Here is a 25,981-nt window from a genome sequence, read left to right as displayed (position 1 = left end):
TCAAGGCGCCCAAGTCACCAAGCCGCTGGTGCTGGTGCCCAGCACCACCAGACCGAACACAATCCGGTACCAGGCAAACACCTCGAAGCTGTTGGTCGAGATGAACTTGAGCAGCCAGCGCACACACACCCAGGCGCTCAAAAACGAGAATACCAGGCCCACCGCGAACATCGGTGCATCGGCCAGGCTCAGCAAGGCACGGTCTTTGTACAGGCTGTAAGCCCCGGCACCGATCAGTGTGGGAATCGCCAGGTAAAAAGAAAAGTCGGTCGCCGCCTTGCGCGACATGCCCAGCAGCATGCCGCCGATGATGGTCGCGCCGCTGCGGCTTGTGCCTGGGATCATGGCCAGACACTGCACCAGACCCACCTTCAAGGCGTCTTGCCAACGCATGTCTTCCACTTCGCCAATGCGCACTTTGCTGGCCGGGCGTCGCTCGGCCCACAAAATGATGAAACCACCAATGATGAAACTGGTCGCCACCACGGCGGGCGTGAACAGGTTCGCTTTGATGGCCTTGCCAAACAACAGGCCCAGGATCACGGCAGGCACAAAGGCGATGAACACATTCAAGGCAAAACGCTGGGCATCTGCGCTGCGGGGCAAGGCGCGAACGGTGGAGCTGATTTTTTGCCAGTAAACAATGATCACCGCCAAAATCGCGCCCGTCTGGATGGCGATGTCGAACACCTTGGCTTTGTCATCGTCAAAGCCCAGCAAAGCCCCGGCCAGAATCAAATGCCCGGTCGACGAGATCGGCAAGAACTCGGTCAAACCCTCGACCACGCCCATCACGGCGGCTTTCAGCAACAGCATCAAATCCACAAAGGCTCCTCAAAAAACTGCGTGGATTATCGTCTTAGTTGAGACGGCCCTTGATCGCAGCCCCCTGTCATCCCGGACTCGATCCGGGATCCATGTATTCATTTGGTCAACCACCAGAACCCCAGAAGATGGACCCCGGGTCAAGCCCGGGGTGACAGAAAAAAAGCCCCCGGGAGACAAATTAGCGCCCACGGTGTCAGACTTGAACAGGACACGTTACCCTTGGGGCTCTTCGCTACAGCCGCCCACCACTCATGCCACCGCCTTCCATCCACACAACCGCCCGCCTCGGCGCCTTCGCCATCGCCGCCGTGTGGCTGGCTGTGGCCGGGGTGTTGTATGTGGTGTTTGACCGCATCGAGCAAAAGCGCCAGGCCAGCCTCAAGCCCTATGCGCTCAGTTCGGGGGATTTGGTCATCCCGCGCCAGCGCGACGGGCATTTTCATGTGGAGGGCGAAGTCAACCGCCAGCCTGTGCGCTTTTTGGTGGACACCGGGGCAAGCCATGTGAGCGTGAGCGAAGCGCTGGCCACCCAGGCTGGGCTGCCAGCGGGTCAGAGCATCACCTTGAATACCGCCAACGGCCAGCGGCCCGGCCAGCTGGTGCGCAGCGTGCCCGTGCGGGCGGGGCACCTGGTGCTCAACGATGCCAGCGTTACCGTGGGCCTGAGCGGGCTTCGGCCCGAGCAAGCCCTGCTGGGCCAGGACTTCCTGAAGCACTTCGATGTGGAAATCCGCCGCGACGAGATGGTGCTGCGTCAGCGACCGCCATCCTAGCGATAGCCCCAACCGCCGCGCCCGTATTCGCGGTCATCGTGCCGATCATGCTTGCGCTCATGGCCCTTGAAATGACGGCCATGGCCATGCCCCCAACCATAAACAGGCCCCACAACACGGGGCACGTAAACCACACGCGGTGGCGGAGGCGGCGCGTAAATCACCCGGGGCGGCGGGCTGTAAATCACCGGACCGGGCACGCCCACCTGGGCATACACCGGGAAATGGCCGATGCGCGAATGCACGGCCACGGACGGCTCGACCACCACTGGATGGGCGCAGCCCACCTGTGCCAAGCCTAGACCCAGCAGGCCGAACAAGGCGATGGCTCTTGAAATAGACGGTTTGAACGAATAACGCATGACGAATTACCTCAGATTGCGTTGGCTTTTCTTGAAAGCGGACTCCCTGGGCCTTTAGCGCGGCAGCCCGCTGATCGGTGCACCGCCAGCGCTTTACAGTGGTGACCATACGTAACGGGCTCGTCAAACCTTGTCTTCAGCAACACCACCAGTTGCCCACTTATGAATACTGGCCCTAGCCATGATTTTGTAAATTATTTTTTTACTTAAAAATTAATGAATAGACTTTGATATTTATAATTTTTATTCTTTAAGGAACACCTGATATGAAAAAATTTTTACTTGTTTCATTGGCCAGCCTGAGCTTGACAGCATGTGTGCAAGAAGAATCACGCACCCTGCCCATTCAAAAGGTGGAATCGGCAGCCCGCCCCAATATGGGTGTTCGCGTGCCCGTGTCGGTGGGCAAGTTTGACAACCGTTCGTCATTCATGCGCGGTGTGTTCTCCAACAACGAAGACCGCATGGGCAGCCAAGCGCAAACCATCTTGGTCACGCACCTGCAGCAAAGCCTACGCTTCAATGTGCTCGACCGCTCCGTCATGAGCGAGATCAAGCAAGAGGCCGAGTTTAAAAAACAAAACCAAAACATCAAAGGTGCCGACTATGTGGTCACTGGTGACGTGACCGAATTTGGACGCAAAGACGTAGGCGACCGTCAACTCTTTGGCATCTTAGGCCGTGGTAAAACACAAATTGCTTACGCCAAAGTCAACCTCAACATTGTCAACACCCTCACATCAGAAGTGGTGTTTTCCTCACAAGGCGCAGGCGAATACAGCCTATCAGAGCGTGAAGTTATTGGCTTTGGCAGCACTGCGGGCTATGACGCCACTTTGAACGGCAAGGTGCTCGACCTGGCCATCCGCGACGCCGTGAACAACCTGGTCAGCGGCATAGAAAACGGCGCATGGCGTCCAGCACTGTGAGCCGCACGATGAGCACAAATACACAAGCGAGTACACACATGCTCACTCGGATCAAAACTCTGGTCCTGCTGGCTACCCTGCTGGCCCTGACGGGCTGCGCCAACAAGGCACCACCGCCGCTGTACGGCTGGAACGGGTACGAGAAAAACCTCGACACCTACTTTCGTGGTGACCGCGAAAGTCTGGACACCCAAGCCAAACAAATGGAAGACAACCTGCAAAAAATCCGCGTCGCAGGCCAAGCCACGCCACCGGGCTTCCAAGCCCACCTGGGCTTGCTGCATGGAAAACAAGGTGACCTGGCCCGCTTCCAGCAACACCTGCAAGCCGAAAAAGAACAATTCCCGGAGTCTGAAACCTTTGTGAACTTCTTGCTGCGTAAATTCAAATCCAAATAAGCCCAGCCTCCGACATGAAAAATTCTCTCAAACTCGCAGCCGCTGCGCTGGCCGTGGTGGTACTCAGCGGTTGCGCCGTCAAGCAGCCCGTCCCTTACGACTACACCGAATACAAACTGAGCAACCCCAAGTCCATTTTGGTACTGCCACCAGTCAACAAAACACCGGAAGTCCGTGCGCCCTACAGCATGCTGGCCCAGGTGACTTTCCCTCTGGCCGAATCGGGTTACTACGTGTTGCCTGTTTCACTCGTTGACGAAACACTGAAAGAAAACGGCGTCACTCAGGCGCAAGACGCACACGAACTGCCCAGCGCCAAACTGCGCGAAATCTTTGGAGCCGACGCGGCGCTATATATTTCCATGACCCAATACGGTACGGTTTACGTTCTTCTAGACAGCCACACCACAGTATCGGCAGAAGCTCGATTGGTTGACCTGAAAACCGACAAAGTGCTGTGGACTGGCAACGCATCGGCCAGCACCGCCGAGCAACAAAACCAAAACCAAGGTGGCTTGGCAGGCATGCTGATCACAGCCATCGTCAAGCAAATCGTGGGCACAGTCACCGACCAAAGCCACCCCATGGCAGGCCTGACCAGCCAGCGCCTGCTGTCAGCTGGGCGTTTGAACGGCATGCTGCACGGCCCGCGCTCGCCGCATTACAACAAAGAGACTGACAAACCTCGCTGATCTGATGACACAAGTCGACGCTGCGCAAGCAGTGTCGTCACCTGAATAGTCGCACACCCGTGAAGTGCAAAGCACCACTGTAGAAATCAGCCGACAAAACAGCTCTAACACAGCGTCTGCACCCCCTAAAATCAGACGCATGACCACCCCCACCGCCCCAGACAACCACGCCGACCACAAAGTCAGCAACTTCCTGCGCCAGATCATCGAAAAAGACCTCGAACTTGGCACCTACGCCAGCCGCCGCTGGGCTGGCAGCCCCGGCGACGCCGCGCACCATGCCAAGGGCGAGCCCGACCCGGCCAAGATCCGCACCCGCTTTCCGCCCGAGCCCAACGGCTACCTGCATGTGGGCCACGCCAAAAGCATCTGCATCAACTTCGGGCTGGCCAAGGAATACGGCGGCGTGTGCCACCTGCGCTTTGACGACACCAACCCCGAAAAAGAAGACACCGAATACGTCAACAGCATCATCGACGCCGTGAAGTGGCTCGGTTTTGACTGGGCGCAATTGGGCCAAGCCCCTGGCAGCGCCGCCCCCTACCAAGCCAGCGACTACTTCGACTTCATGTACCGCGCTGCCGAGGCGCTGATCGAAGCCGGTCACGCCTATGTGGACGAACAAAGCGCAGAAGACATGCGCGCCAACCGGGGCGACTTTGGCAAACCCGGTGTGGACAGCCCCTTCCGCACCCGCACCGTCGCAGAAAACCTGGCGCGATTCCGCGAAATGCGCGACGGCAAGTTGGCCGACGGCGCCGCCGTGCTGCGTGCCAAGATCGACATGGCATCGCCCAACATCAATATGCGCGACCCGGCCATCTACCGCATCCGCCGCGCCACCCACCACCACACGGGCGACACATGGTGCATCTACCCGATGTACACCTTTGCCCACCCCATCGAAGACGCGCTGGAGCAAATCACCCACAGCATCTGCACGCTGGAGTTTGAAGACCAGCGCCCGTTTTACGACTGGCTGATGGAGCGCCTGTGCGAGTGCAAATTACTGGCCGCGCCCAGCCCCAAACAATACGAATTTGCCCGCCTGAACCTGACCTATGTGATCACCAGCAAACGCAAGCTGGCACAACTGGTCAATGAAGGCAAAGTCAGCGGCTGGGACGACCCGCGCATGCCCACCATCGTCGGCCTGCGCCGCCGGGGCTACACCCCCGAAAGCCTGCGCCTGTTTGCCGACCGCATTGGCGTGACCAAGAGCGACAGCTGGATCGACTACAGCACGCTCGAAGGATGCCTGCGCGAAGACCTGGAAAACAAGGCCCACCGTGGCATGGCCGTGCTTGACCCGGTCAAACTCGTGCTGAGCAACTGGGCCGAGGCCTTTGGCAGCGACGGCTACACAGAAGATTGCACCCAGCCCGCCCTGCCCCACAGCGCCGTGCCCGAAGGCAAAACCCCGCCTGCCGACCGAGTGTTCAAAATCGGCAAAGAAGTGTGGATCGAGCGCGAAGACTTTGAAGAAGTGCCCCCCAAGGGCTACAAACGATTGTTCCCCGGCAACGTGGTGCGTCTGAAAGGCGGCTACGTGATCGAATGCACCGGCTGCGCACGCGACGCGGCAGGCAACGTGACCGAAGTCCACGCCAAAGTGATCCCCGGCACCAAGAGCGGCACACCCGGCGCCGACAGCGTCAAAGCCAAAGCCGCCATCACCTGGGTGGGCGTGGCCGACGGCGTGCAAGCCGAAGTGCGCCTGTACGACCGCCTGTTTGCCGAAGCGCACCCCGATGCGGGTGGCAAAGACTTTTTGCAATCGCTCAACCCGAACAGCTTGAAGGTGGTGACTGCTTATGTGGAGCCATCACTGGCCGGGGCGCAGCCGGACCAGAAGTTCCAGTTTGAGCGGTTTGGGTACTTTGTGGCGGACCGCCTGGATCATGTAGCGGGAGCCAAGCCGGTGTTTAACCGGGTGACGGGGTTGAAGGACAGCTGGGGGAAGTGAAGCCACAGCCGGTGCTGGGCCAGATCACGGTTCAGCACCTCATAGGGTCAGGCCAGCGCGAAGCCTGACCTTATCCAAAGAATCCAACCTAACATTTATGGATTTTTTGAGTTAATTTTTATTCTTTTATATCTTTAAAAAATTACCAATGGGTTAATATTCTGCGCACACGACATCGCCAAACGGCGCTGCGCAATGGACCCCAAAATTGACGGCATCTCACATACCTTGGCCATTCAAGCCCATTCGCCAGAACTCAGATCTGCGCCGCTATGCGCGCCTGTTTCCAGAAGCCAACGTTAAGGCGGAAGGCAAGAATTTCTTGCAGAGCCTTAACCCCGACAGTTTGAAAGTGGTGACGGCGTATGCGGAGCCATCACTGGACCAAGCGCAGCCGGACCAGAAACTCCAATTTGAACGTCTCGGCAACTTTGTAGCAGACCTCGTGGACCACAAGGGTGACAAGCCAGTGTTTAACAGGGTACAGGTCAGGTTGACGAATTCTTGAGCGAAGTGTCAAACGTAACTGAATCGCCCCAGATCACAAGAAGGCCATTCCTCAATGAAATTTAAACAGAAATAGGAAGCAAATAATGAGCAGTCCGATGGCAATACGAAATACATGTTTCGCAATCATTTCATCTATAGAAGATGATTTCAGAACACTTATTATCGCTATAAGTGGAACTGACAGCAAAGAGGCCGAACTTCTTCCAAGTGACGTAAAAGACAATGCACTCAAAAGAAGAGCGTCGGATTTACGCATGGACTCAATCTCATCAAATGTGAGTGAGCAGGATCTATTACCCTACATCGACTTTGCTGATATTGCAAAAATTTTAGAATCGAAAATTGCCTCAAAAGTTGAAGCACACAAAGAATGGATTATAAAAATAGCAAAACATCTGCTGACACTTACAGGAACAAGAAACCGAGTTTGCCATACTCGACCTCTTGAAGCCGAAGATCTTCCAAGTCTGATTGATTTTGCAAAAATACTTACAATACAAACCGCTCCTTTTTCATTCAATATAGTATCTCAAACAGTTGATAGACTTAACAAAGAACCTGGTTTTGTATTAACGCTTCAAATTCCTCAATTCTGGAGCGAAAAATCAAAAGTACATCATAATCTCCCGATCCCAGAGTTTGACGATACTGGATTTCTCGGGCGACAAGCAGATAGACTACATGTAATAAAGCTACTCAAATCACATTACCCTGTTGTAACCATTGTCGGAGAAGGTGGCGTAGGAAAGACCGCGCTTGCACTTCGATGTCTTTATGATTTAGCCGATGATCCATCAATGCCATACGATGCAATTGTATGGGTATCACTTAAAACGACAGCTCTTACACAAGCTGGCGTCAAACAACTCACAGGAACAATAACCTCAACACTCGGACTCTTATCTGCAGTAGCAAAAGAACTTGGCGTTGCCGATCTAAATAAAAAAGAAGAGACAGACTACATTGATGAAATAGCCGAATATTTCGATTTATATCGAATACTTGTCGTAATAGATAATCTGGAAACCATATCTGCTGGCCCCCTTAGAGAACTTTTATTAAGAGTACCACAGGGATCAAAAATATTAATAACATCCAGAGTTGGAATTGGCGAATTTGAGGCACGCTATCCACTACAAGGTCTTGACGAAAAAACATCAATATCTCTTTTTAGAGCTTTTGCAAAATTGCTCGGAGTGACCAGTCTGCTTCGCTTGGATGATGGAAACATCAAGGGTTTCTGCAAACGTCTTTTTTTTAGTCCGTTGCTTATTAAATGGTTTGTCGCAAGTGTATCTCGAGGAGCCGAACCGAGTTCACTTACAAATCGAGATGGTGATACATTTTCTTCAGCAATTTCATTTTGTTTTCAAAATCTATTTGAAAAATTGGGAGTGCAGGATCGGGAAGTAATCAGTTGCCTTGCGAGTGCTCGCCGGCCTCTGACTTCAGCAGAGATGCATTTTTTAATGCAAGATTTGACAACACACGAACTTGAAGTTGCATTAACTGCATTACACAATTCAAGCATCGTTATTCGAAATAAACAAGGTAATGAAGGCTTCGAATATGCGCTCTCCGAATCCACATCAGCATTTGTATCAGCACACGCACCTCCGCCAAGGGATTTCTTCCAGAGAATCCAAAATAGACTTAAAGAACTTAGGACAACACTGAGTCAAGAAGCATTATTGGGAAGTCGCTATGACTATGATCCATTTTTCGTTCGAACTGGAAATGGACGGGATGAAAGAATTTGTGCTACATATTTAAGAAGAGCACTTGACCATCTTAAAAAATCTGAATTTTCAAATGCAAGAACTCAAATCGAAGAAGCGAAGCGACTGACATCACATAGCGCTGAGGTTTGGCGGATATCTGCTTTGGTTGAAGAACACGCAAAAGAAAACTATAGGGCGGCCGAAGACTATGCACATGCGGTTGAGCTAGAGCCTAATTCATCCATAAGTAGGTATTGTTATGGAATGTTTTTGATGATCGACATTGATGATTTAGAAGAAGCATTAAATCAATTTGAGGCTATTGAAAAAATAGATAAAGACGCCTCACCAGTCTTAACTGCAAAAGCTATGGCATTAAACCGGATGGGAAGATTTGAAGAATCTGCCCAAATCCACGAACGTCTATTGCCTACTTTAAAATTACGGGAACGTCGTTGGAGGCTTACTGGTGCAGACCAGGCGGCAGATTGCTATCGTCGATGGGGTCGCCGTTATATAGATTACAAGGAATATGACTCTGCATCGAATAAACTAAAACGCGCAATCTCAATACTGCTTGATTCGGCCGAGAGAAAAGATCTCGACTTCAAATTACTTCAGAAAACTGCAAAAGTTTTATCCGAGAGTTTTTCAAGAAGAGAACTTACATCCAATACAGTTTTTATTGAATACATGATCGCAACAGCAGAGAGAATTCATGACTTGAGTACCGCTGGATCTATTCCTATAAAAACAGAAATGCCGTGGATAATTACCAATCAAGACCTACGACAAGACTATCGAGATCGTATCCTTCTCCTAGACCGACCAATTGATCCATCTCAATCCATTACGCAAGCTCAATCACTTCAATTGCATCAAATTCAAAACAATGAAGCCATTGGAACTCGAAAAAACGGTAAAATTCATAATTTACAGAAACGTTTTGGCTTCATCATTTGCAAAGATGACAGCCGATGGTTCTTTCACCGGGATTTTTTAACATCCGATACACATTGGGATAAATTAGAAACAGGCATGGGTGTGACGTTCACAATTGGACTAAACAGCGAGGGGGAATGCGCAATTGAAGTTAGCAATAAATCCATTTAAAATTTCGATTGAATTTATTTTCAAAATACTTTTGAGTATTTGAAAAATCTCACCTGAATGTCGAAATTTTCGATATTAAAAAATAGCGGGGCCAGCATCTTAGGTGTTGGCCCCATTTCATTATCAAGCGAGTGTCCCAGAAATTTTTTTAATGCCTAGCGGAAGCAGGTATAAATATCGGAACAACTTTTACCCCAACTCCCTTGCCACCACAGTGTCATACAAACCAATATGTGACAGACCCTCGTGACTTTCAATGCCCGTGTAACGCAGCGAAGCATCCTCATACCGCCTGAACGCAAACACGGCCTGGTTCATTTGCTCGGTGTTGAACACCTTGAGCTGGACCAACAAATGAAAGTCTTGCACCGTCAGGCCTGTCACCGTCAGAAATAGATCCGATTCAAGCTTGGTGATGACATCTTGCAAGGTGTTTTCACGGTGATCCGTGAGGTACATGAATGCTGGAATGCGTGTTGCAAACTTGACCAGCTTTTCCTGAATCTGCTTGCGCTTGGACTTGTATTCCTTCTCAGCTTCTGAGAGTTGCTTTTTCTCCTTAGCCGTCAGGTCCTTGTCCTTGGCCTTGTTTTTGAGCTCTTTGACCTTGTCGCTTTTGTTGATGATGGTCTCGATGACGTTATCGCCCAAACTGCGCCAGCCTTCGATTCGCTCCACCGCAGCCATGGCTTCGGGGCTGTCCATGATGCGCTGCAAGGTGCCGTTGTCTACGTTCACCAGCAGCGCACTCTCCCACTTGCGGGCCAACAGCGTTGCCGAAGTACCCGCCATGGCGATGTCCAAAATACCGCCCGCATCCACCTGCGTCATGTTCGCGCCGTCATAGGCCAACACGGGCAAGAAGGCCACCAAATCCTTGACGGCGGTTTCGGGGTTGGCCTCATTGGGTGACAAGCTGATGCCGTATTCGCAAAGCTGCCGCAACGCCCGCGTGGGCGCAAAGTCGAACACAAAACAGACAGGCTTGAGGATTTCCTCTTGGTTCGGGTTGTCACCGTTGGGATTCTTGATGGACCAGGGCGACTGCACCCGGAATGCCGCTTGGAAATAGGTCTCCGGTGACTTCAAGTTACGCAACATCAGGATAGAAGACCACTGCGAAACCGTGACACCGGTCGTCAGCTTGCCGCACGACAAGGTGATGGTCTGACTATCAAAGCCACTCCCGATGGCCTTGCGCACTGGGGGCAACGCCGCCAATCCCAAACCTGCTGATGCGCCAGCAGCAACGATGACTTTGTACCCATGCCAAAACGTGTTGTGTCTCTCTGCCAGCAAGTTGGCCATCGCGTGGCAGGCGGCGACGCTGGGCATGAACCAAAACGAGTGCTGCAAATAGGGCAACAGCCGCACATCTGAATATGGGAATGGTGGCCGAGAACCCACCTTCAACAACTCAGCCGACTGCGCCGTGTGCCCACCGCGAATGATGTCCAGCCATTTCTGCACATCGTCTTTGTGCGCGAACTCGGCGCTTTCGTCCTCCCCTGTGGCTTCGAAGAACGCATTGAGATCGAACTCATCAAACTCGCCACCGCTGGCCACTGCCAGAAGCTCATCGGGCATTTGATAGGTCAGCAAACGCATCTGCGGCAATGCGCCGTAAGGGTTACGCTCAGCAGGGCGTTCAACTGCAAACGCAGCTTTGGCCCGTTGCTCGTCCGTGTAGGTCCAATTGAAAATCTGCTCTTCAATGAACTCCCCAGTTGCCAGCGCTTTGAAAGGCGTGCCCGAGAGGTACAAATAGGCCCTCGTGGTGATGGGCAAGAAATCCGTCTCCTTGACGGCCAGCACCGTCAAGTCTTCGTTCACGCCGTCCAAATCACCCGCGTATTCCAATTTGGATTCTTTCTTGGCGACCGCATCGTCTTCCCCCTCGAACAACTCTTTGGCCGTGTCGCGCCAAGCACCAAAGTGGTATTCGTCAAACACCACCAAATCCCAGTTCACCTCATGCAGCCAAGTGTTGCGAGGCTTGATGTTGCCGGTAGGGTCGCGGCCCAGCAGGTCTTGAAATGACCCGAAGTAAACAACCGGCTTGTTCTTGTCAATTTGCGTGGGGTCGCTACCAGAAGAGCGGGACAGGTATTGCCAACCATCAAAGTCAACATGGCTTTCCAGATCAGTCTGCCAAGCGTCTTCCACGGCTGGCTTGAATGTCAGCACCAGCACCCGCTTGGCCTGCAATTTTTTGGCGAGGTGATAGGTGGTGAACGTCTTGCCAAACCGCATCTTGGCGTTCCACAAGAAACGCGGTGCAGCATTGGCATCTTCCGCCCAGATGGACTGGTAGTAGTCAAACGTTTTGTCGACCGCATCCGCCTGCTCGGACCGCAGACCAAAGGTTTCGTGGTGCGTGCCGCTAAAACGCTGGCCGGTGCGAAGCTCGACAAGAACCGTCTTCACATCCTCGACCGTGCAACGCACCCACTCTAGGTCATATTTTTCGAACCCCTTTTTGATCAAGGCCGCACGCACATCGTGGTCGGAAAAGATCGAGCCGTCATCTCGTTCAGCCACTTCATCGAGCACGATGGTGTAGTTCTTGATAGCCGCCGTCTTCAATTGCTCTGCGACGCGGAGGGGCACATCGCGCGTGGTTTGTCCCACCTTGAGCAGGCCCTCATGAGCTGCATCAGCAATGGTGTAGGCGTAGATACGGGGACGGGCAACTGGCTTAGGTGCCAGGATTTCATCGACGCTGGGCTTATTCATCATCACTTCCGTCAACAGCAACATCCCCCAGCAAATCCGCAGTCACGTCCATCGGGCGGACAACCTTTTCGATGAAGTCGATTTCCGCTTGCGTGATGCCGTACTTGGCGTACAAGTCAGCGTCTGTCCATGGTCGGCTCCAGTCCTGTTTTGGAACGAAGGTATAGACCTTGCGCGTGGTGTCTTGCGACGGTTTGTGCAACAGGATCAGCAGCCTTGTCAGCCGACAAGTGAGATAGGACAGCGCATTTTCTGCCTCCGCTTTGGTATCGAAAGGCCCAATGCACAGGTAGGTTTCGGAGCAGATGCTGCCAGGCTCTCCAATAAAGGGCGTGCTCAGGATTCGGTGCGGATAGGTATCGCGGTTACCGGTCCCTGGTGCGGCACGGCCAATATAAATCTTCCAAGCGTCTATGTATGTGAGGCCAGCAGTGATGGACTCTCTCGCAACGTAGCCCAACCCGCCGTTTTGGTAAACCAACAGATCGCCTTCTTTTTTGGACTTTCTACCTTTGAAGGTCGTCTCCAAGGCAAATGGTTTTCGAGAACTCACCAGCGCATCAAAGCGCTTGTCAGCTGGCAAAACGACAGAATCCGAATCTTTATTCTCCTGAGCGAACACTTTCTTGAGAATTGACAGACCTTCATTGAAGCGAATGAACACGTCTGCACCGTCCTCCAACAGTGGTCGCGTCGCCGTAGAAACAGGCCAGTCCTTGAAGTGCGTGCTGACTTGGCACTCACCACGGTGGTCGCGGTTCCACAGGAAATAACACACGCCGCCCTTCAGACCCACACCCGGGAATACATCGGAGGCACTCAAGTAGTCGTCAATTGAGCGTAGCCGGTCATCAGACAGCATCGACTCGCGGAACTCGTCGAGCCCCTTGCCGCCCGCGAACCAGCGGGCCGGAATGATCATGGACAAATAGCGAGGCTCCAACTGCTTGGCTTGATCCACAAACAGTTGGTAAATCGGGGCCGCGCTGGTCCCATAACCGCCATCGTTCAGTTGGTAGGGCGGATTGCCAATAATCACGTCAAATTGCATATTTTCTCCAAACAACTCGGCCATGCGAGTCTTGATGTTGTCGGTGTGGATAAAAGCATAGGCATGGGTTTCCAAGTTTGCGCCTCTGTCCATGGCCTCTTTGCTTGCCCCGCAGTAGCTGCATTTGACATTCACCCAAGTGTGCTCAGTCCGCTCAAACCAGATGTTTCCCGACTCGTCGGAAAACCCTTTTCCCACCGAATGCGGACCGTTGGCCCACTTGGAGCAGTAAAGGCTGCGCCGTGCCAGCAAACTGGTCAGACGAGTAATGCCAATGCCAAACACCTGCTTGGTCAAAACATGGTTCACCCGATCCTGGAGGTCCGGAATCTCTTCAGCCAAGCCTTTAACCAAACGGTTCGTGATCTCACGCAAAAATACGCCCGACTTGGTGAACGGGTCTAAGAACTTCACAGACCGGTTGGTCCACAGATCGGCCCCTGCATGGTCAGCCGCCCAAGACTGCGCCAGCGTGTCAAGCATTCGGTTGGCCAACTCGGGCGGGGTAAAAACCTCGTCGTTGGACAAGTTAGCGATGCAGGTCAAAACATCGGGGTTGCGTCCACGCAAGGTGAAACCGACTTGCTCACTCATACAGTCTCCATAGGATCTTCACCATCGCCAGCAGTGGCAAGTTCTCGCACGTTCATGGACGGATAGGATTTGATTGGCGTAAAGATTTCATGCTTCCCAAATAGCGAGCCCTCGGCGCTGAAATTGGAAGCACCGGTCAGCACATCGAGGCGAAAATCGCGGCGCTGGTACTTGCCTTTACCCAAGTAACCCCATTCGGCAAAAACGATGGGCTCACCACTGCGCATCCGCATGGTCAACGCGTCTCCGTGGTGGATGTTGGCCATCAGCACATGAGAAGCTGCTTTATAAAAGTCGTCGCCTTCTTCCACTCGGGTGTATTCGGCGAAGATCTTCAACGCATTGGCCCGGCACTCTGCGACGTTGTCGGCCAAAAGCTCAATGCCATAAATGCACATCAAACCCAAAAGTGCGTAGTGCTTGCGCTCAAACTCAAGCTGCCCGTACTTCAGCTCTACAGCTGCCAACTTGCGCTGCAAGATGCGGCCAATGAAGTTGCCACTGCCGCAGGCGGGTTCTAAAAATCGAGAGTCGATGCGCTCGCTCTCTTCTTTGACGAGGTCCAGCATGGCTTCAACCATCCATGCGGGTGTAAACACCTCGCCATGGTCGACCACACGTTGTTTGGATTTGACGAGGTTCATTGATGCGTGCCTGGCCAAAGCCGATAGAAGTCAGACGAAAGTTGACGATGGTACCGGAGCCAAATGGTCACACAGCTGGTGTGGCGCAGAAATCCGGTGGCTTGATCACGCGTGAAGAGCTTGTGCGTGTTCATGCCTTGCCCCCTGCTTTTTTGCCGGGGCTCTGCGCCAATGCGCGCAACTGCTTGGCGTTTTGCTGGCTGACCAGCTTTTTGCCCGTTTCGGCTTCCAGCTTCAGCCGAGCCTGGCGGGCTACGCCGCCACCGCGCTTGGCCACGGATTCGTGCTCGTCCAGCGTTTGCGGCTGCACGGCTTCTGAAATTTCTTTGGTGGACAGCTCGGCCAGCATGCTCATGATCAACTCTTTGTTGGTCATGTTGTCGCGCAGGTTCTCTTTTTTCAAGCCCTTGTGCTGCTTGTATTCCTTGGCGGTTTTGTCGGCCCAGGTCTTGTAGATGACGTCGGTCAAAAATGCAAATTGCGGTCCCTCTTGCAAGCCGTGCTTTTTCCACTCGTCGGTCAGCTCTTTGCGGATCTCGATGCTCTTGAGCCGCTGGTTAATCCAGTTGTCTGTGTAGCCCAGGCGCTTGTAGTCGAGCATGGCTTGCTCGATGCTGAGTTCCGGGTCTTGCAGCTGGTCTAGGCGCTGGCTGCCCACTTCGGCCAGCCAGAGCTTGAAGGGTTCGGCCCGCTTGCTGGGAATGGACTGGATGAGCCGCAAGATTTGCTCGGTGTCGGCCACATCGGTCAGGTATTTTTTGCCGTCGGCAGCAGGCAATTTCAGTTGGTTAGTGGCACTAACCAACTGACTGCCTTCGGCGATCAGCTTGTTTTTGAGCCACTTCCAATAGTTGCGCACCTTCTTGTAGTCGGGCTGGTCGGTCAACACGGCCACAACATCCAGCACCGAGAACCACCATTTTTCAACCTCGGCATCCCATTCGCTGCGAATGTTCTGCGATTCAAACAGCTTGATTTTGCTGTCGGCGTCGAACTTGTCGGGGATGCTCGCCATGCTGAAACCTTGAAGTTGTTTGGGGTGAATCGGGGGGGTTCGTTTAGCTTTTTGAACCACGCGCAGTGGTGGCCAGCATATCAAGGGCGAGGCTCAATATTTCACTCATTGCGCTGGCCTTTGGCATCGTGGGTCAGTTGCGCTTTGATGGCTTTGTCAAAGTCAGACTCATACAAGCGGTCTTGCACGACGCGGTATTTTTCGAACTCGCTCAGTGCGTGGGTGTGGGCAATTTCTTTGCTGACCTTGCCTGCATCTTGCAATACCTCTCGGTCTGCGGCTTCAATGAAGCGGTTGAGGCGCGTTTCCCAGTCTTGCATGGTCATGGGTATGTTGCGCTCGGCCATGGTTTCGGCCAGATCAAGGTAGGCGCTCACCAGCCTTTGTAGCTGGGTGAGTTCGCCATCGCTGAGGTAGTTCTTGGCCACCACCACATCAAATTTTTGAATTTTTCCGTTGGGTGCGTCTTGCCAAGTGTTGAGGCCCATGTGGGTCTGTTCGGCATTTGCTCGGGCGTAGATGACTTCGGCAGCTGTTTGCCCGTGAATGGCCCAGTGCAGCTTGTTTTGAACGGTGGCGAAAAACCGCTGAGTGGTCTGAGCGCTGTTGTCGTAATCGATGGCGGTCGCATAGATGTCGGTGATTTTTTGATAAAACTTCCGCTCGGACAGGCGGATCTCGCGAATGCGGGCGAGCTGTTGTTCAAAGTATTTTTTGCCCAGAATGGAGCCATCGTTTTTGAGCCGCTCGTCGTCCATGGCGTAGGCTTTGATGGTGAATTCTTTGATGATGCCCGTGGCCCATTTGCGAAATTGCACCGCCCGCTCAGAGTTGACTTTGTAGCCCACTGCAATGGTGGCCGATAGGTTGTAGTGCTGGGTGTTGTAGTTTTTGCCGTCTGCGGCAGTTATCCGGAAATTCCGGATAACTGCGTCTTGCTCTAACTCGTTGTCAGCAAAGATGTTTTTCAGGTGTTCGCTCACCGTGCGAACGTTGACGCCATAGAGCTCGCCCATCATTTTTTGGCTCAGCCACACATCTTCGTCGGCATACACAGCATCTACCCCGCATTGGCCGCTGGCGGCAACAAAGGTGAGGTATTCGGCTGCAGATGAACGAATGGTGGGCAGATTTTTTTTGCTGCTCATGCGGGTTGCTCCTCGGATTCAATCTTGGCCACAGTGGTTTTGAGCTGTTCAGTCATACGTCGATGGTGCAGACGGCCACAGCCGCGCAAAATCAAACGAAAGTTGCCGGTGATGCCGAATCGTCAGCAGGACCACCGTCTCTTGGGCTTCCATGGCTGCGTAGAGCATCAAATAGTCGCCGTGCATGTATTCCCGCAGCGCATCCGGCGCTCCCGCAGGCATGGCCGCCAGCAGCGCCAGCGCCTCGGCCGACTGGGGTGGGTTGGCCAAGTAGCGCCGTCCCATGCGTGGAAAGCGCCGCAGGTTCGGGATGACGGTGGCGCGAAGCTCGGCCAGCAAGTCATCGAATGCAAAGCCCGCATCCGCCTCCACCCAAAACGCCTGAATGGATTCAAGGCGCTCCAGGAAGCTGGCGGCCAGCTCGACACGGTACAGCGGGTCAGCCACGTTGCTTGGCGGGGAGTTTGATGGCGGACTTGCGCTGCTGTTGCAGCTGGGCCAGCGCGGCGTCTGCTTCAAACGTGCGGCCTGCGGTGATGTCGGCCAGGCCGCGCTGGGCGTCGTCGATCAACAGCAGGTGAATGCGTTCGCGCTCCAGCCGGTGGTAATAGTCCAGCCGGTCAGCGTCGATCAGCGCGACGTAGCTCTCGCCGTTTTTGGTGATGATCTTCTCTGCCCCGGCCTTGGCCTGGTCGGCCAGCTCGGACAGATGGGAGCGTGCTTGCGTGAACGGCACGACGTCGCTGGCAGAAAAACCCATGACCGGCTCCTATGACATTGCAGAATTCTGCACATTTTATGTCAGCTTGGCTTTTTGCTTACTTACGGGCTATATACAGAGCGAGTCCACGCCCGAGGAGCTGGCTATTTGAGTGAGCCGGGGTCGGGGTCGGGGTCGGGGTCGGGGTTTTAAGATCGTCATGGTTTTGACATCGGCCTGAATACCCTTGGCCACAGAACCTCGCTAAACTTGCCCGATGCATCCCGCCATTGCTCAACACCCCGAGTCGATTGATGCGGCGTGCCTCCCGCGCTTAGGAGTGTGATCCATGCCAACGATTGCCATCTTCTTCGGAATCATCGTGCGCATGTGGCACGACGATCACCCGCCACCGCATATCCATGTGGAGTACCAAGGGTTTGAGGCTTTGGTCGCGATTGAAACCGGCTTGGTCTCGCAAGGCGAGCTTCCACGAAAAGTAGCCAGCATTGTGAAAGACTGGTGCCTTCTTCACCAAACGGAACTGTTGAATAATTGGGAAAAAGCCCAACACTTCGAACCTCTAGACCGCATACAAGGAGCCGACCGTGATTAAGTTGCTTGATGTAAAGACCATTGCAGCCCATCAATTGGAACTGACCTTCAGCGACCATACGCAGGGCGTTTTTGATGGAGCCCGTTACTTGGCCGACCGCCAAGGCACATTATTGGAGGCTTTGCGTGACCCGGCTTATTTTTCGAGATGCTTTGTAGATGCTGGTGCACTCTGCTGGCCCAATGGACTAGAACTCTCAGCCGCTCGACTGTATGAGCTGTCTCATGCCGTCAAAGCCGCTGCTTGATCAGAAACGATCCCAACAAGATAACGAACTTTACAAATTTTCCTAAAATCACGGGGCCAGCATCTTGGGTGCTGGCCCCGTTTTGTTGGTCAAGCTGGTGCACCAGGAAGAACACCATGAACACGCTCACCTTCCCGCTATCGGCCGTCGTGGAAATGCCCCGCAACAAAGCCAGCCCTCAAGACCCTTACGCGTCAGAAGCGCAAACCAACGCGCTGCTGCGCTTTGGCGCGCAGTACCGGCTGCAACGCATTCAGGCCGCTGACATGATCACCACCGACGAAGCAGCTACCCTGTCGGGCACCACCCGCGTGACCATGAACGCCTGGATCAAAAGCGGCCGCTGCATTGGCGTGTCACACCTGCGCCGGGGCTACAAGCTGCCCCGCTGGCAGTTCGAGCCGTTCATCTTTCCGGTCATCGCGCCCATGGCCGCTGCCTTGGGTTCGACCGACGGCTGGCAATTGCTGGCTTTCCTGGAAAGTCCGCACCCGGCACTGGACGGCCAGTCACCCCGCACCGCGCTGGAGCAAGGCACACCCGCCCAGCGCGTGATCGATCTGGCCACGGCAGAGGGGCATTGAACGCCTATTGCCTTCAACTCCCGCAGCGTGCGTGACCGATGCCCCCAGGCGTTCTGGCGTTCCGCTGTTGGACTTCCCAGACGCCGATTGAAACGACGTCAATCGTTAATTTTCCGATTCGATGCAACCCCAATCCATCCTCCACTTCTGGTTCACCGAACTCACCCCCAAGCACCACTTCGTCAAAGACGCGGCCTTGGACGAAGCCATCCGCACACGCTTCGGGGCCACACTGGCGGCGGCGGCGCGGTGTGAGTTGTTTGCTTGGCGCACCACGCCCGAGGGGCGCTTGGCCGAGGTGCTGGTGCTCGACCAGTTCTCGCGCAACGTGTACCGCGACACCCCGCAAGCCTTTGCGCAAGACGCGCTGGCCTTGGCGCTGGCGCAAGAGCTGGTGGCCAGTGGGCAAGACCGCAGCCTGCCCTTGGCGCAGCGCAGTTTTGCCTACATGCCCTACATGCACAGCGAGTCCGCCCTGGTGCACACCCAAGCCGTCCTCCTGTTTGCGCAGCTGGGTAACGAAGACACCCTGCGCTTCGAGCAGCGCCACCAAGCCATCATCGAGCGCTTTGGCCGCTACCCCCACCGCAACGCCATCCTCGGCCGCGAGTCCACGCCCGAGGAGCTGGCTTATTTGAGTGAGCCGGGGTCGGGGTTTTAAGTCACCCCCCTTGGGTGGGCAGCGCTGGTCAATCGCTTTAAACTACACCCCATGCGACCATCCCAAGCACTCAGCCAACACCGCGACGCCGTCTGCCAAGCCGCAGCCCGTTATCGTGTGTCGAACCCGCGCGTGTTTGGTTCGGCTTTGCATGGCCACGACGTCGAGGGCAGCGACTTGGATTTGTTGGTCGACCCTCTACCCGGCACCACGCTGTTTGACCTGGGTGGCTTGCAAGACGAATTGCAAACTTGGTTGGGTGTGTCCGTGGATGTGCTCACGCCCAAAGACTTGCCTGCCAAGTTTCGGGATGCGGTGGTGCAAGAAGCCCGCCCGCTATGAGAAACCGTGGTTTGGGACACTCTGCAAACAGCCCTGCCCACACTCAAAAGTTCAGCTCGATTCCATCGTTTCTGGGTAAACCGGGTCGGAGTTTTAGCCCTCACAGCCAGGCGCTCAGATCCGACACTTATTCATCGATTGGATAGCGGCTTGAATGCCCTTGAGCGCTGAACTTCGCTAAACTGACTTGCCTCTGACCTTTGGAGTCCACCATGCCCACCGCCAAACAACTCTGCGATCAAGCATCACAACTGCCGCCCGATGAGCGCATGGCTTTGGTCGATCAGATTTTGGACACGCTGGACGAGCGTGACAGCTCGCTGGATGGGCAATGGGCACAAGAGGCAGAGTCCCGCCTAAGCGCTTACCGCCGGGGCGAAGTTCAAGCCATCCCACTGAACGAGGTCATTGCCAAATACCAAGCCAAATCAGCATGAGTGTGCGGCTGCTGCCCGCCGCTCAAGTCGAGCTGGAAGAGGCGATCCATTGGTACAGGGAACAAGCGCCAGGCCTGGGCGATTCGTTTTTGGTGGAGTTTCTGCGCACCATTCAGCTCATTGAGCGCCACCCGCAAGGCTGGCATCCGCTTTCAAACAACACCCGCCGCTGCCGCCTGCGCAGATTTCCATACGGCGTGATTTACAGCCAAGATGAGCAAGGCATTCTGATCGTGGCCGTCGCCCATTTGCACCGTCGGCCTGCGTATTGGCAAAGCCGTGTGAATTGATCTCACTGAAGTTATCCATGCACATCACCACCCTCCCCGCCCTGCGTCAGCTCTACGGCCCTGCCCGTGAGCGTTCGCTCAAAAAGGAAATCCCGTCGCTCGACGCGCATGCGGTGCGGTTCATCGGCTTGTCGCCCTTTGTGGTGCTGGCCAGCAGCGATGCGGATGGGCACATGGACGCGTCGCCTCGCGGGGGTGAGCCGGGTTTTGTGAAGGTGCTGGACGCGCAGACGCTGCTGGTGCCCGATGCGCCGGGCAACAACCGGCTGGACACGCTGGAGAACATCATTGCCACGGGCCGCCTGGGCACTTTGTTCATGGTGCCGGGCTTTGACGAGACTTTGCGCGTGAATGGCCGCGCTGTGTTGTCCACCGACCCGGCCGATCTGGCGCTGTGTGCCGATGCGCGGCGCACGCCAGCGCTGGTGATCCGCCTGACGGTGGAGTCGGTGTACCTGCATTGCGCCAAGGCGTTCATGCGCTCGCGGTTGTGGGATACCTCGCGCCACACCGACCGGGCACAAATGCCCAGCATGAGCGAGATGATGCGCGACCAGATCAGCGCCTTCAGAGGCGAGGAGATTGAGGTGGAGTCACAAGCCCAGATGCTGGAGCGTTATCGGCAATCGCTGTGAGGTGCGGGCATGACAGTCCTAGGCGAGTAGGACAAACATCTGTCGCCCCGGACTTGATCCGGGGTCCATGCCTTCGGCTGCCGTGGATACCCGCATGCGCGGGTATGACAGTGAAAGGCGGGCATGAAAGTTCTGGGCGGGTATGACGTTTCTAGGCGGTGTGACAGTTCACGCAGGCACGGCAAACATCTGTCACCCCGGACTTGATCCGGGGTCCATGCCTTCGGCTGCCGTGGATACCCGCATGCGCGTGTATGACAGTGGAAGGCGGGCATGAAAGTTCTGGGCGGGTATGACGTTTCTAGGCGGTGTGACAGTTCACGCAGGCACGGCAAACATTTGTCACCCCGGACTTGATCCGGGGTCCATGCCTTCGGCTGCCGTGGATACCCGCATGCGCGGGTATGACAGTGAAAGGCGGGTATGACGTTTCTAGGCGGGTATGACAAACAACAGGGTATGGCAACAGACAGGTGGACGGGGCTTATTTTTTCTGAACCGGGTTGGCCAGCAGCAGGTTGGCCGGATAGGCGCGCATGAACTCGCGGGCTTTGTCTAGGGGGGCGTTGAGCCAGGCACCGTAGGCGCCCTCGTTCAGGATGGCGGGCATGCGTTTTTCGTTGCCGTTTTGGCCATAGCGGTTCATCAGGGCGTGGCTGTTGGCGTTCACCGTGAGCAGGGTGAAGCTGATGATTTCTTCACCATCTCTGGCCCAGCGCTCCCACAAACCTGCCACGCCCATGGGCTGGCCGTCCACGCGGGCGATGCGGGTGGGCACGGCTTTGCGGCTGCGCCAGTCGTCTTCAAAAAACGCCTGCATGGGGATGATGCAGCGCTGGCCTTTGAGCCAGGTCTCCCGCGTGGCCGTAGCGGTGCTCATGGTTTCATAGCGCGTGACGGCCAACTTGGTGGAGCGGAGTTTGGCGTCTGACGCCGACTTGACCCAGGTGGGCACCAGACCGAATTGGCCTTGGGCCAGCTCCATGACCAACGGGCAGGCGGGGGCGGCAGGCGCTGCCACCTCGCAAGCGGGTTCAGCGTTGGGTTCAGCACCGGGTTCAGCAGATGGCTCTGCGGCGGGCTGCCCGGGCACAAACGCCTTGCGGATGAAAAACCCCGGCTGGCGCGGCCAGACTTCTTTGCCCAGCAGGGCTTGGGGCGGGGCGATGCCAAAGGCCTCGGCGTACAGGTCGGGGTTTTTCAGGCATTCGTATTGGGTGCTCATGCGGTCGATGCTAACCGACCTGATACGCTCAGCGCTCGATAACAAGACGTGCTTGCCCATGCTGATCCGTTTCAACAAGCCCTATGGCGTGCTCAGCCAGTTCACCCCGGAGGGGCGCTGGCAGGGGCTCAAGGACCACATCGACCTGCCGGGGGTGTATGTGGCCGGGCGGCTGGACGCCGACAGTGAAGGTTTGCTGCTGCTGACCGACGACGGGAAGGAGCAGGCCCGCATTGCCGACCCGCGCTTCAAGATGGAAAAGACCTATCTGGTGCAGGTCGAGGGCTTGGTGGACGACAAAGCCCTGACCGCCTTGGCCCGGGGCGTGACGCTGAACGACGGCCCCACCCTGCCCGCCCGCGCCCGAGCGGTGGAACCGCCTGCCGACCTGTGGCCGCGCCACCCGCCGATTCGCGAGCGGCAAAGCATTCCCACCTCGTGGCTGGAGCTGAGCATCCGCGAGGGCCGCAATCGCCAAGTGCGGCGCATGACTGCGGCCGTGGGCTTGCCCACGCTGCGGCTGATACGAACCGCCATTGGGCCTTACAAGCTGGATGGCCTGCCCACGGGCACCTGGCAGCAAGTCTGAGCCCGGCGCAGTGGCTTGCGCCAACGCGACGCCAATGCAACGCGTCTTCCTGCACAATCGCGCATCTTTCAATCCAACGGAATCCCCATGTCTGACTTGCTGAACAAACTCGAATGGCGCTACGCCTGCAAAAAAATGGACCCGACCAAGGTGGTGCCCCAAGACAAAGTGGACCGCATCGTCGAAGCCGCCCGCTTGGCCCCGACCTCCAGCGGTCTGCAGCCGTTTGAAATCATCGTGGTGACCAACCCCGCCGTGCGCGAGCAGATCAAGCCCAAGGCCTGGGGCCAGGCCCAGATCACCGACGGCTCGCACCTGTTGGTGTTTGCTGCTTGGGACAACTACACGGCCGAGCGCATCAACATGATGTTTGACCTGACCAACGCACAACGCGGCGGCACCAACGAAGGCTGGGAAAACTACCGCCAGATGTTGCTCAAGAACTACCCCGCACGCACGCCCGAGGTGAACTACGAGCACGCCGCGCGTCAGGCCTACATCGGCTTGGGCGCAGCCTTGATCGCCGCCGCTTTCGAAGAAGTGGACGCCACGCCCATGGAAGGCTTTGACCCTAAAGCGGTGGACGAGATCTTGGGCCTGAGCGCCCGCGGTCTGCGCAGCGTGGTGATCGTGCCCCTGGGTTACCGCGCCGCCGAAGGCGACTGGCTGGCCAACCTGAAAAAAGTGCGCCGCCCCACTGCGCAGTTCGTGACCGAAGTCAAATAAGGTCGCAGCGCACCTGCCGCTCTTGGAGCGTCAGGTGCCGCCCCCCCCACAAAGCCGCAGATCCTGCGGCTTTGTGCTTTAACATCAAGGGCTTCCCAAACCGGGATGTCTATCCAAGGAAACAACATGGCCAAAGGCGAACAACGCAGCAACAAAATGGCCAAGAAGCCAAAGAAAGACACCTCGCCCCCCAAGACGTTCACGTCAGACCGCCCCATGGCCCCGTCCACCTTTGTGGCGCCGCGAGGCAAAGTCAAGGACAAGTGATTTTTCCCGCCGAGCGCTCTGCACGCCCGGCCCGCTCTGCATGACCCCGATCCACGAAGACGAGCACCTGCTGGTGCTGGAAAAACCCAGCGGCTTGTTGTCGGTGCCCGGTCGCGGCCCGGACAAGCAAGACTGCTTGTCCAAACGGGTGCAAGACCGCTACCCCGAAGCCCTGATCGTCCACCGCCTGGACCAGGACACCTCAGGCCTGCTGCTGATGGCGCGGGGCATTGAAGCCCAGCGCCGCCTCAGCAAGCTGTTTGAAACCCGGCAGGTCAAAAAACGCTACGTGGCGGTGGTCGCTGGGCAGCCAGAACAAACCCAAGCGGCCGTGGTGCCCGACGAAGACGGCTGGCGCACCATAGACGGCCCGATCCTGCTCGACTGGGAGCGCCGCCCGCTGCACATCATTCACCCCGACGGCAAAGCCAGCCGCAGCCGCTGGCGTGCCCTGCAAAGCAGCCACAGTGACAGTTTCAGCGCCAGCCTGATCGAGCTCGAACCCGTGACAGGCCGCACCCACCAGCTGCGCGTGCACCTGCAAAGCATTGGCCACCCCATGTTGGGCGACTCGCTGTACGCCCCTTCGGACATCAAGGCACTGAGCCCGCGCTTGTTGCTGCACGCGCAAGAGCTGGCCTTTGTGCACCCTTTCACCGATCAAGCTTTGGCGTTCAAGGCCCCGGTCGAATGGTCGGCCCTATCGCCTTACATCACCGTTCATCAGCCCCAGCCCTGAGCGTTCAGGTTTTGCCCGAGCCCTGGATGCGGCCCGACACCACACCGCACAACACCACCAGGCCCATGCCCGTGAAGGCCAAGGCATCGGGGATGTGGTCAAACAGCCACCACCCCATGAGCGTGGAAAAGCCCACCCCGGTGTAGAGAAAAGGCGAAACGACCGAGGCCGGGGCTTTGGAAAAAGCCACGATCAGCAGGTATTGGCCCAGCGTGGCGGCCAGGCCCACCAAAAGCAGCAGCGCCCACTCGTTCAGGCTTTGCGGCGTGACCCAGGCGTTGAACACCAGCACCGTGCTCACCGCCCAGCCCACCCAGCCTGTGTAGAGCTGCATCACGGCCGGGTCTTCGGTGCGCGTCATGTGGCTGGTCACGGCCTGGAACACGGCATAAGTCAGCACCACCGTGAGCGCCATCCAGCCGACCGAGCTGTCGACCTGCCCACCCGGGCGGATGACCAGCATGGCCCCGATCAAGCCGCCCACCACCATGAGCCAGCGCAGCAACGAAACCTGCTCTTTCATGACAAAGCGGGCCAGGGCCGTGAGCACCAAGGGTGTGAGCATGACGGTGGCGGTGAACTCGGCCACAGGCATGCGCTGCAGGCAATAAAAAGCCAACAAGCTACACGACACCATGAGCAAGCCGCGCAGCAACTGCCAGCGCAGCTTGTCGGTGCGCCACATGGCACGCCCCCGCACGGGGGCCAGCACCACCGTGGTGCCCAAAGCCTGCACCGCGTAACGAAACCACAGCACCATCAAAGGCGTAACGCTGAGCATGACCCATTTGCTGGTGGCGTCGCTGAAGCTCAGGCTGGCCATGGCCAGCACGGCGAAGACAATGCCGGGGCCCAGCCAGCGGGTTGGGGCAGATGTTCGAGGCTGATGCAGTGGGTGATTCACGGGCAGCGAAATGTTCTGTGAGCGGCCATCTTGGCACACCTCGCCGCCCGGGGCTGTCGCGCAAGGCAAACCTGTGCAAGCGCCTCACTCCATGGAGCAAAGCCACTACACTCGCCCTCCATGTCCCAAGAAATCCCTTTTTTCAATGGCCGCATCGCGCCCGACGGCGGCAGCTTTGACGCCTGGAAAACACAAAGCCTGCTCGACTCGATGGAGCAAGGCGGCTTGCAGTGGCCCAGCTCCTGCCGATCGGGCACGTGCCGCACCTGCATCGGGCAACTGGTCTCGGGCCAGGTGCACTACGAGATGGAATGGCCCGGCCTGACCGCCGAAGAAAAAGCCGAGGGCTGCGTGCTCCCTTGCGTGGCCAGACCCCTGAGCGACGTGGTGCTGCAAGACCCATTTGCCTGACCGCCGAGCCAGTGCCGAGGCATTCGCCCAGGCCAACATGGATCCCGGATCAAGTCCGGGATGACAGACAGGGGGTCCGCGATGACAGACAGAGGGAGTGCCCCTCACTGATCGTCATACCCGCGAAG

General features: G+C 56.2%; 30 protein-coding genes and 1 pseudogene. 20 read left to right on the top strand and 11 right to left on the bottom strand.

Going from position 1 to position 25,981, the window contains the following annotated elements:
* Positions 1–825, bottom strand: coding sequence for an undecaprenyl-diphosphate phosphatase (locus ACHEXL_RS03925; RefSeq protein WP_416560727.1), 825 nt, complete (start codon positions 823–825; stop codon positions 1–3).
* Between the two features lie 254 nt (positions 826–1,079).
* Here ACHEXL_RS03925 and ACHEXL_RS03920 point away from each other — a divergent pair, with 254 nt between their 5' ends.
* Positions 1,080–1,601 (top strand): retropepsin-like aspartic protease family protein, encoded by a 522-nt coding sequence (locus ACHEXL_RS03920; RefSeq protein ID WP_416560726.1) that lies wholly within the window; start codon positions 1,080–1,082, stop codon positions 1,599–1,601.
* Here ACHEXL_RS03920 and ACHEXL_RS03915 read toward each other — a convergent pair.
* Positions 1,598–1,963, bottom strand: a complete 366-nt coding sequence (locus tag ACHEXL_RS03915) for a hypothetical protein (RefSeq protein WP_416560725.1) — start codon at positions 1,961–1,963, stop codon at positions 1,598–1,600. The two genes, ACHEXL_RS03920 and ACHEXL_RS03915, sit on opposite strands and share 4 nt — an antisense overlap.
* Before the next feature lie 266 nt (positions 1,964–2,229).
* Here ACHEXL_RS03915 and ACHEXL_RS03910 point away from each other — a divergent pair, with 266 nt between their 5' ends.
* The 6 genes and pseudogenes from ACHEXL_RS03910 to ACHEXL_RS03885 all read left to right on the top strand — a co-directional run bounded on the left by ACHEXL_RS03910 (position 2,230) and on the right by ACHEXL_RS03885 (position 9,292).
* A complete protein-coding gene (locus ACHEXL_RS03910; protein ID WP_416560724.1) occupies positions 2,230–2,892 on the top strand; it encodes a CsgG/HfaB family protein in 663 nt (220 codons plus the stop codon).
* Between the two features lie 38 nt (positions 2,893–2,930).
* Positions 2,931–3,290, top strand: a complete 360-nt coding sequence (locus ACHEXL_RS03905; protein ID WP_416560723.1) for a DUF4810 domain-containing protein — start codon at positions 2,931–2,933, stop codon at positions 3,288–3,290.
* Between the two features lie 14 nt (positions 3,291–3,304).
* The gene (locus tag ACHEXL_RS03900) at positions 3,305–3,982 is read left to right on the top strand and encodes a DUF799 domain-containing protein (RefSeq protein WP_416560722.1); all 678 of its coding nucleotides are present in this window, start codon (positions 3,305–3,307) and stop codon (positions 3,980–3,982) included.
* Positions 3,983–4,121: 139 nt separating this feature from the next.
* Positions 4,122–5,948, top strand: a complete 1,827-nt coding sequence (locus ACHEXL_RS03895; RefSeq protein WP_416560721.1) for a glutamine--tRNA ligase/YqeY domain fusion protein — start codon at positions 4,122–4,124, stop codon at positions 5,946–5,948.
* A 265-nt stretch (positions 5,949–6,213) separates the two neighbouring features.
* Positions 6,214–6,456, top strand: a pseudogene (locus ACHEXL_RS03890) (glutamine--tRNA ligase); the annotation flags it as partial.
* An 85-nt stretch (positions 6,457–6,541) separates the two neighbouring features.
* Complete coding sequence (locus ACHEXL_RS03885; RefSeq protein ID WP_416560720.1) at positions 6,542–9,292, top strand: NB-ARC domain-containing protein; 2,751 nt, start codon at positions 6,542–6,544, stop codon at positions 9,290–9,292.
* Positions 9,293–9,481: 189 nt separating this feature from the next.
* On the opposite strand, the gene ACHEXL_RS03880 is transcribed toward ACHEXL_RS03885, so the two are convergent.
* From ACHEXL_RS03880 to ACHEXL_RS03850, 7 genes are all read right to left on the bottom strand, one after another.
* On the bottom strand, positions 9,482–12,028 hold the full coding sequence (locus tag ACHEXL_RS03880) for a DEAD/DEAH box helicase family protein (protein WP_416560719.1): 2,547 nt from the start codon (positions 12,026–12,028) through the stop codon (positions 9,482–9,484).
* Complete coding sequence (locus tag ACHEXL_RS03875) at positions 12,021–13,673, bottom strand: Eco57I restriction-modification methylase domain-containing protein (protein ID WP_416560718.1); 1,653 nt, start codon at positions 13,671–13,673, stop codon at positions 12,021–12,023. The genes ACHEXL_RS03880 and ACHEXL_RS03875 overlap by 8 nt, the downstream gene beginning before the upstream one ends.
* Entirely contained in the window at positions 13,670–14,317 is a 648-nt protein-coding gene (locus tag ACHEXL_RS03870; RefSeq protein ID WP_416560717.1) for an SAM-dependent DNA methyltransferase, read from the bottom strand. The genes ACHEXL_RS03875 and ACHEXL_RS03870 overlap by 4 nt, the downstream gene beginning before the upstream one ends.
* A 130-nt stretch (positions 14,318–14,447) precedes the next feature.
* Positions 14,448–15,332, bottom strand: coding sequence for a BRO family protein (locus ACHEXL_RS03865; RefSeq protein WP_416560716.1), 885 nt, complete (start codon positions 15,330–15,332; stop codon positions 14,448–14,450).
* 101 nt (positions 15,333–15,433) lie between these two features.
* Complete coding sequence (locus ACHEXL_RS03860) at positions 15,434–16,480, bottom strand: virulence RhuM family protein (protein ID WP_416560715.1); 1,047 nt, start codon at positions 16,478–16,480, stop codon at positions 15,434–15,436.
* A gap of 48 nt (positions 16,481–16,528) precedes the next feature.
* The gene (locus ACHEXL_RS03855) at positions 16,529–16,927 is read right to left on the bottom strand and encodes a type II toxin-antitoxin system RelE/ParE family toxin (protein WP_416560714.1); all 399 of its coding nucleotides are present in this window, start codon (positions 16,925–16,927) and stop codon (positions 16,529–16,531) included.
* A complete protein-coding gene (locus ACHEXL_RS03850; RefSeq protein ID WP_416560713.1) occupies positions 16,920–17,240 on the bottom strand; it encodes a type II toxin-antitoxin system Phd/YefM family antitoxin in 321 nt (106 codons plus the stop codon). The genes ACHEXL_RS03855 and ACHEXL_RS03850 overlap by 8 nt, the downstream gene beginning before the upstream one ends.
* A 289-nt stretch (positions 17,241–17,529) precedes the next feature.
* On the opposite strand from ACHEXL_RS03850, the gene ACHEXL_RS03845 reads away from it, so the two are divergent.
* The 8 genes from ACHEXL_RS03845 (at position 17,530) to ACHEXL_RS03810 (ending at position 20,992) form a co-directional block, all read left to right on the top strand.
* Complete coding sequence (locus ACHEXL_RS03845) at positions 17,530–17,796, top strand: DUF4160 domain-containing protein (RefSeq protein ID WP_108330595.1); 267 nt, start codon at positions 17,530–17,532, stop codon at positions 17,794–17,796.
* Positions 17,789–18,043 carry a DUF2442 domain-containing protein gene (locus ACHEXL_RS03840; RefSeq protein WP_416560712.1) on the top strand — a complete coding sequence of 85 codons (255 nt, stop codon included), beginning with the start codon at positions 17,789–17,791 and terminating at the stop codon, positions 18,041–18,043. Before ACHEXL_RS03845 ends, ACHEXL_RS03840 begins: the two co-directional genes overlap by 8 nt.
* A 116-nt stretch (positions 18,044–18,159) precedes the next feature.
* Positions 18,160–18,627 (top strand): hypothetical protein, encoded by a 468-nt coding sequence (locus tag ACHEXL_RS03835; RefSeq protein WP_416560711.1) that lies wholly within the window; start codon positions 18,160–18,162, stop codon positions 18,625–18,627.
* Positions 18,628–18,748: 121 nt separating this feature from the next.
* The gene (locus tag ACHEXL_RS03830) at positions 18,749–19,288 is read left to right on the top strand and encodes a DUF924 family protein (RefSeq protein ID WP_416560710.1); all 540 of its coding nucleotides are present in this window, start codon (positions 18,749–18,751) and stop codon (positions 19,286–19,288) included.
* Between the two features lie 51 nt (positions 19,289–19,339).
* On the top strand, positions 19,340–19,630 hold the full coding sequence (locus ACHEXL_RS03825; RefSeq protein WP_416560709.1) for a nucleotidyltransferase family protein: 291 nt from the start codon (positions 19,340–19,342) through the stop codon (positions 19,628–19,630).
* Positions 19,631–19,842: 212 nt separating this feature from the next.
* Positions 19,843–20,067: an addiction module protein gene (locus ACHEXL_RS03820; protein WP_416560708.1), complete on the top strand. Its 225-nt coding sequence runs from the start codon at positions 19,843–19,845 to the stop codon at positions 20,065–20,067.
* Positions 20,064–20,357 carry a type II toxin-antitoxin system RelE/ParE family toxin gene (locus ACHEXL_RS03815; RefSeq protein ID WP_416560707.1) on the top strand — a complete coding sequence of 98 codons (294 nt, stop codon included), beginning with the start codon at positions 20,064–20,066 and terminating at the stop codon, positions 20,355–20,357. The genes ACHEXL_RS03820 and ACHEXL_RS03815 overlap by 4 nt, the downstream gene beginning before the upstream one ends.
* Before the next feature lie 17 nt (positions 20,358–20,374).
* Entirely contained in the window at positions 20,375–20,992 is a 618-nt protein-coding gene (locus ACHEXL_RS03810; RefSeq protein WP_416560706.1) for a pyridoxamine 5'-phosphate oxidase family protein, read from the top strand.
* A 484-nt stretch (positions 20,993–21,476) separates the two neighbouring features.
* Here the strand turns inward: ACHEXL_RS03810 and ACHEXL_RS03805 are convergent, their stop codons facing one another.
* Entirely contained in the window at positions 21,477–22,217 is a 741-nt protein-coding gene (locus tag ACHEXL_RS03805) for an SOS response-associated peptidase (RefSeq protein ID WP_416560705.1), read from the bottom strand.
* A 58-nt stretch (positions 22,218–22,275) separates the two neighbouring features.
* On the opposite strand from ACHEXL_RS03805, the gene ACHEXL_RS03800 reads away from it, so the two are divergent.
* The 4 genes from ACHEXL_RS03800 to ACHEXL_RS03785 all read left to right on the top strand — a co-directional run bounded on the left by ACHEXL_RS03800 (position 22,276) and on the right by ACHEXL_RS03785 (position 24,538).
* A complete protein-coding gene (locus ACHEXL_RS03800; protein WP_416560704.1) occupies positions 22,276–22,806 on the top strand; it encodes a pseudouridine synthase in 531 nt (176 codons plus the stop codon).
* 87 nt (positions 22,807–22,893) lie between these two features.
* Positions 22,894–23,532 carry an NAD(P)H-dependent oxidoreductase gene (locus tag ACHEXL_RS03795; RefSeq protein WP_108427772.1) on the top strand — a complete coding sequence of 213 codons (639 nt, stop codon included), beginning with the start codon at positions 22,894–22,896 and terminating at the stop codon, positions 23,530–23,532.
* A gap of 126 nt (positions 23,533–23,658) precedes the next feature.
* Positions 23,659–23,799 (top strand): hypothetical protein, encoded by a 141-nt coding sequence (locus tag ACHEXL_RS03790; RefSeq protein ID WP_019427071.1) that lies wholly within the window; start codon positions 23,659–23,661, stop codon positions 23,797–23,799.
* Positions 23,800–23,839: 40 nt separating this feature from the next.
* Positions 23,840–24,538, top strand: coding sequence for an RluA family pseudouridine synthase (locus ACHEXL_RS03785; protein ID WP_416560703.1), 699 nt, complete (start codon positions 23,840–23,842; stop codon positions 24,536–24,538).
* Positions 24,539–24,542: 4 nt separating this feature from the next.
* Here ACHEXL_RS03785 and ACHEXL_RS03780 read toward each other — a convergent pair whose 3' ends face one another.
* Entirely contained in the window at positions 24,543–25,442 is a 900-nt protein-coding gene (locus ACHEXL_RS03780) for a DMT family transporter (RefSeq protein ID WP_416560702.1), read from the bottom strand.
* Positions 25,443–25,562: 120 nt separating this feature from the next.
* Here ACHEXL_RS03780 and ACHEXL_RS03775 point away from each other — a divergent pair, with 120 nt between their 5' ends.
* Positions 25,563–25,853 (top strand): 2Fe-2S iron-sulfur cluster-binding protein, encoded by a 291-nt coding sequence (locus ACHEXL_RS03775; protein WP_291930087.1) that lies wholly within the window; start codon positions 25,563–25,565, stop codon positions 25,851–25,853.
* The last annotated feature ends 128 nt before the right edge of the window (positions 25,854–25,981 follow it).

It is taken from the genome of Limnohabitans sp. YIMB22184 (assembly GCF_048020265.1).
Taxonomy (GTDB): Bacteria; Pseudomonadota; Gammaproteobacteria; order Burkholderiales; family Burkholderiaceae_C; genus Limnohabitans_A.
This window is presented reverse-complemented; position numbering and strand designations above follow the sequence as displayed.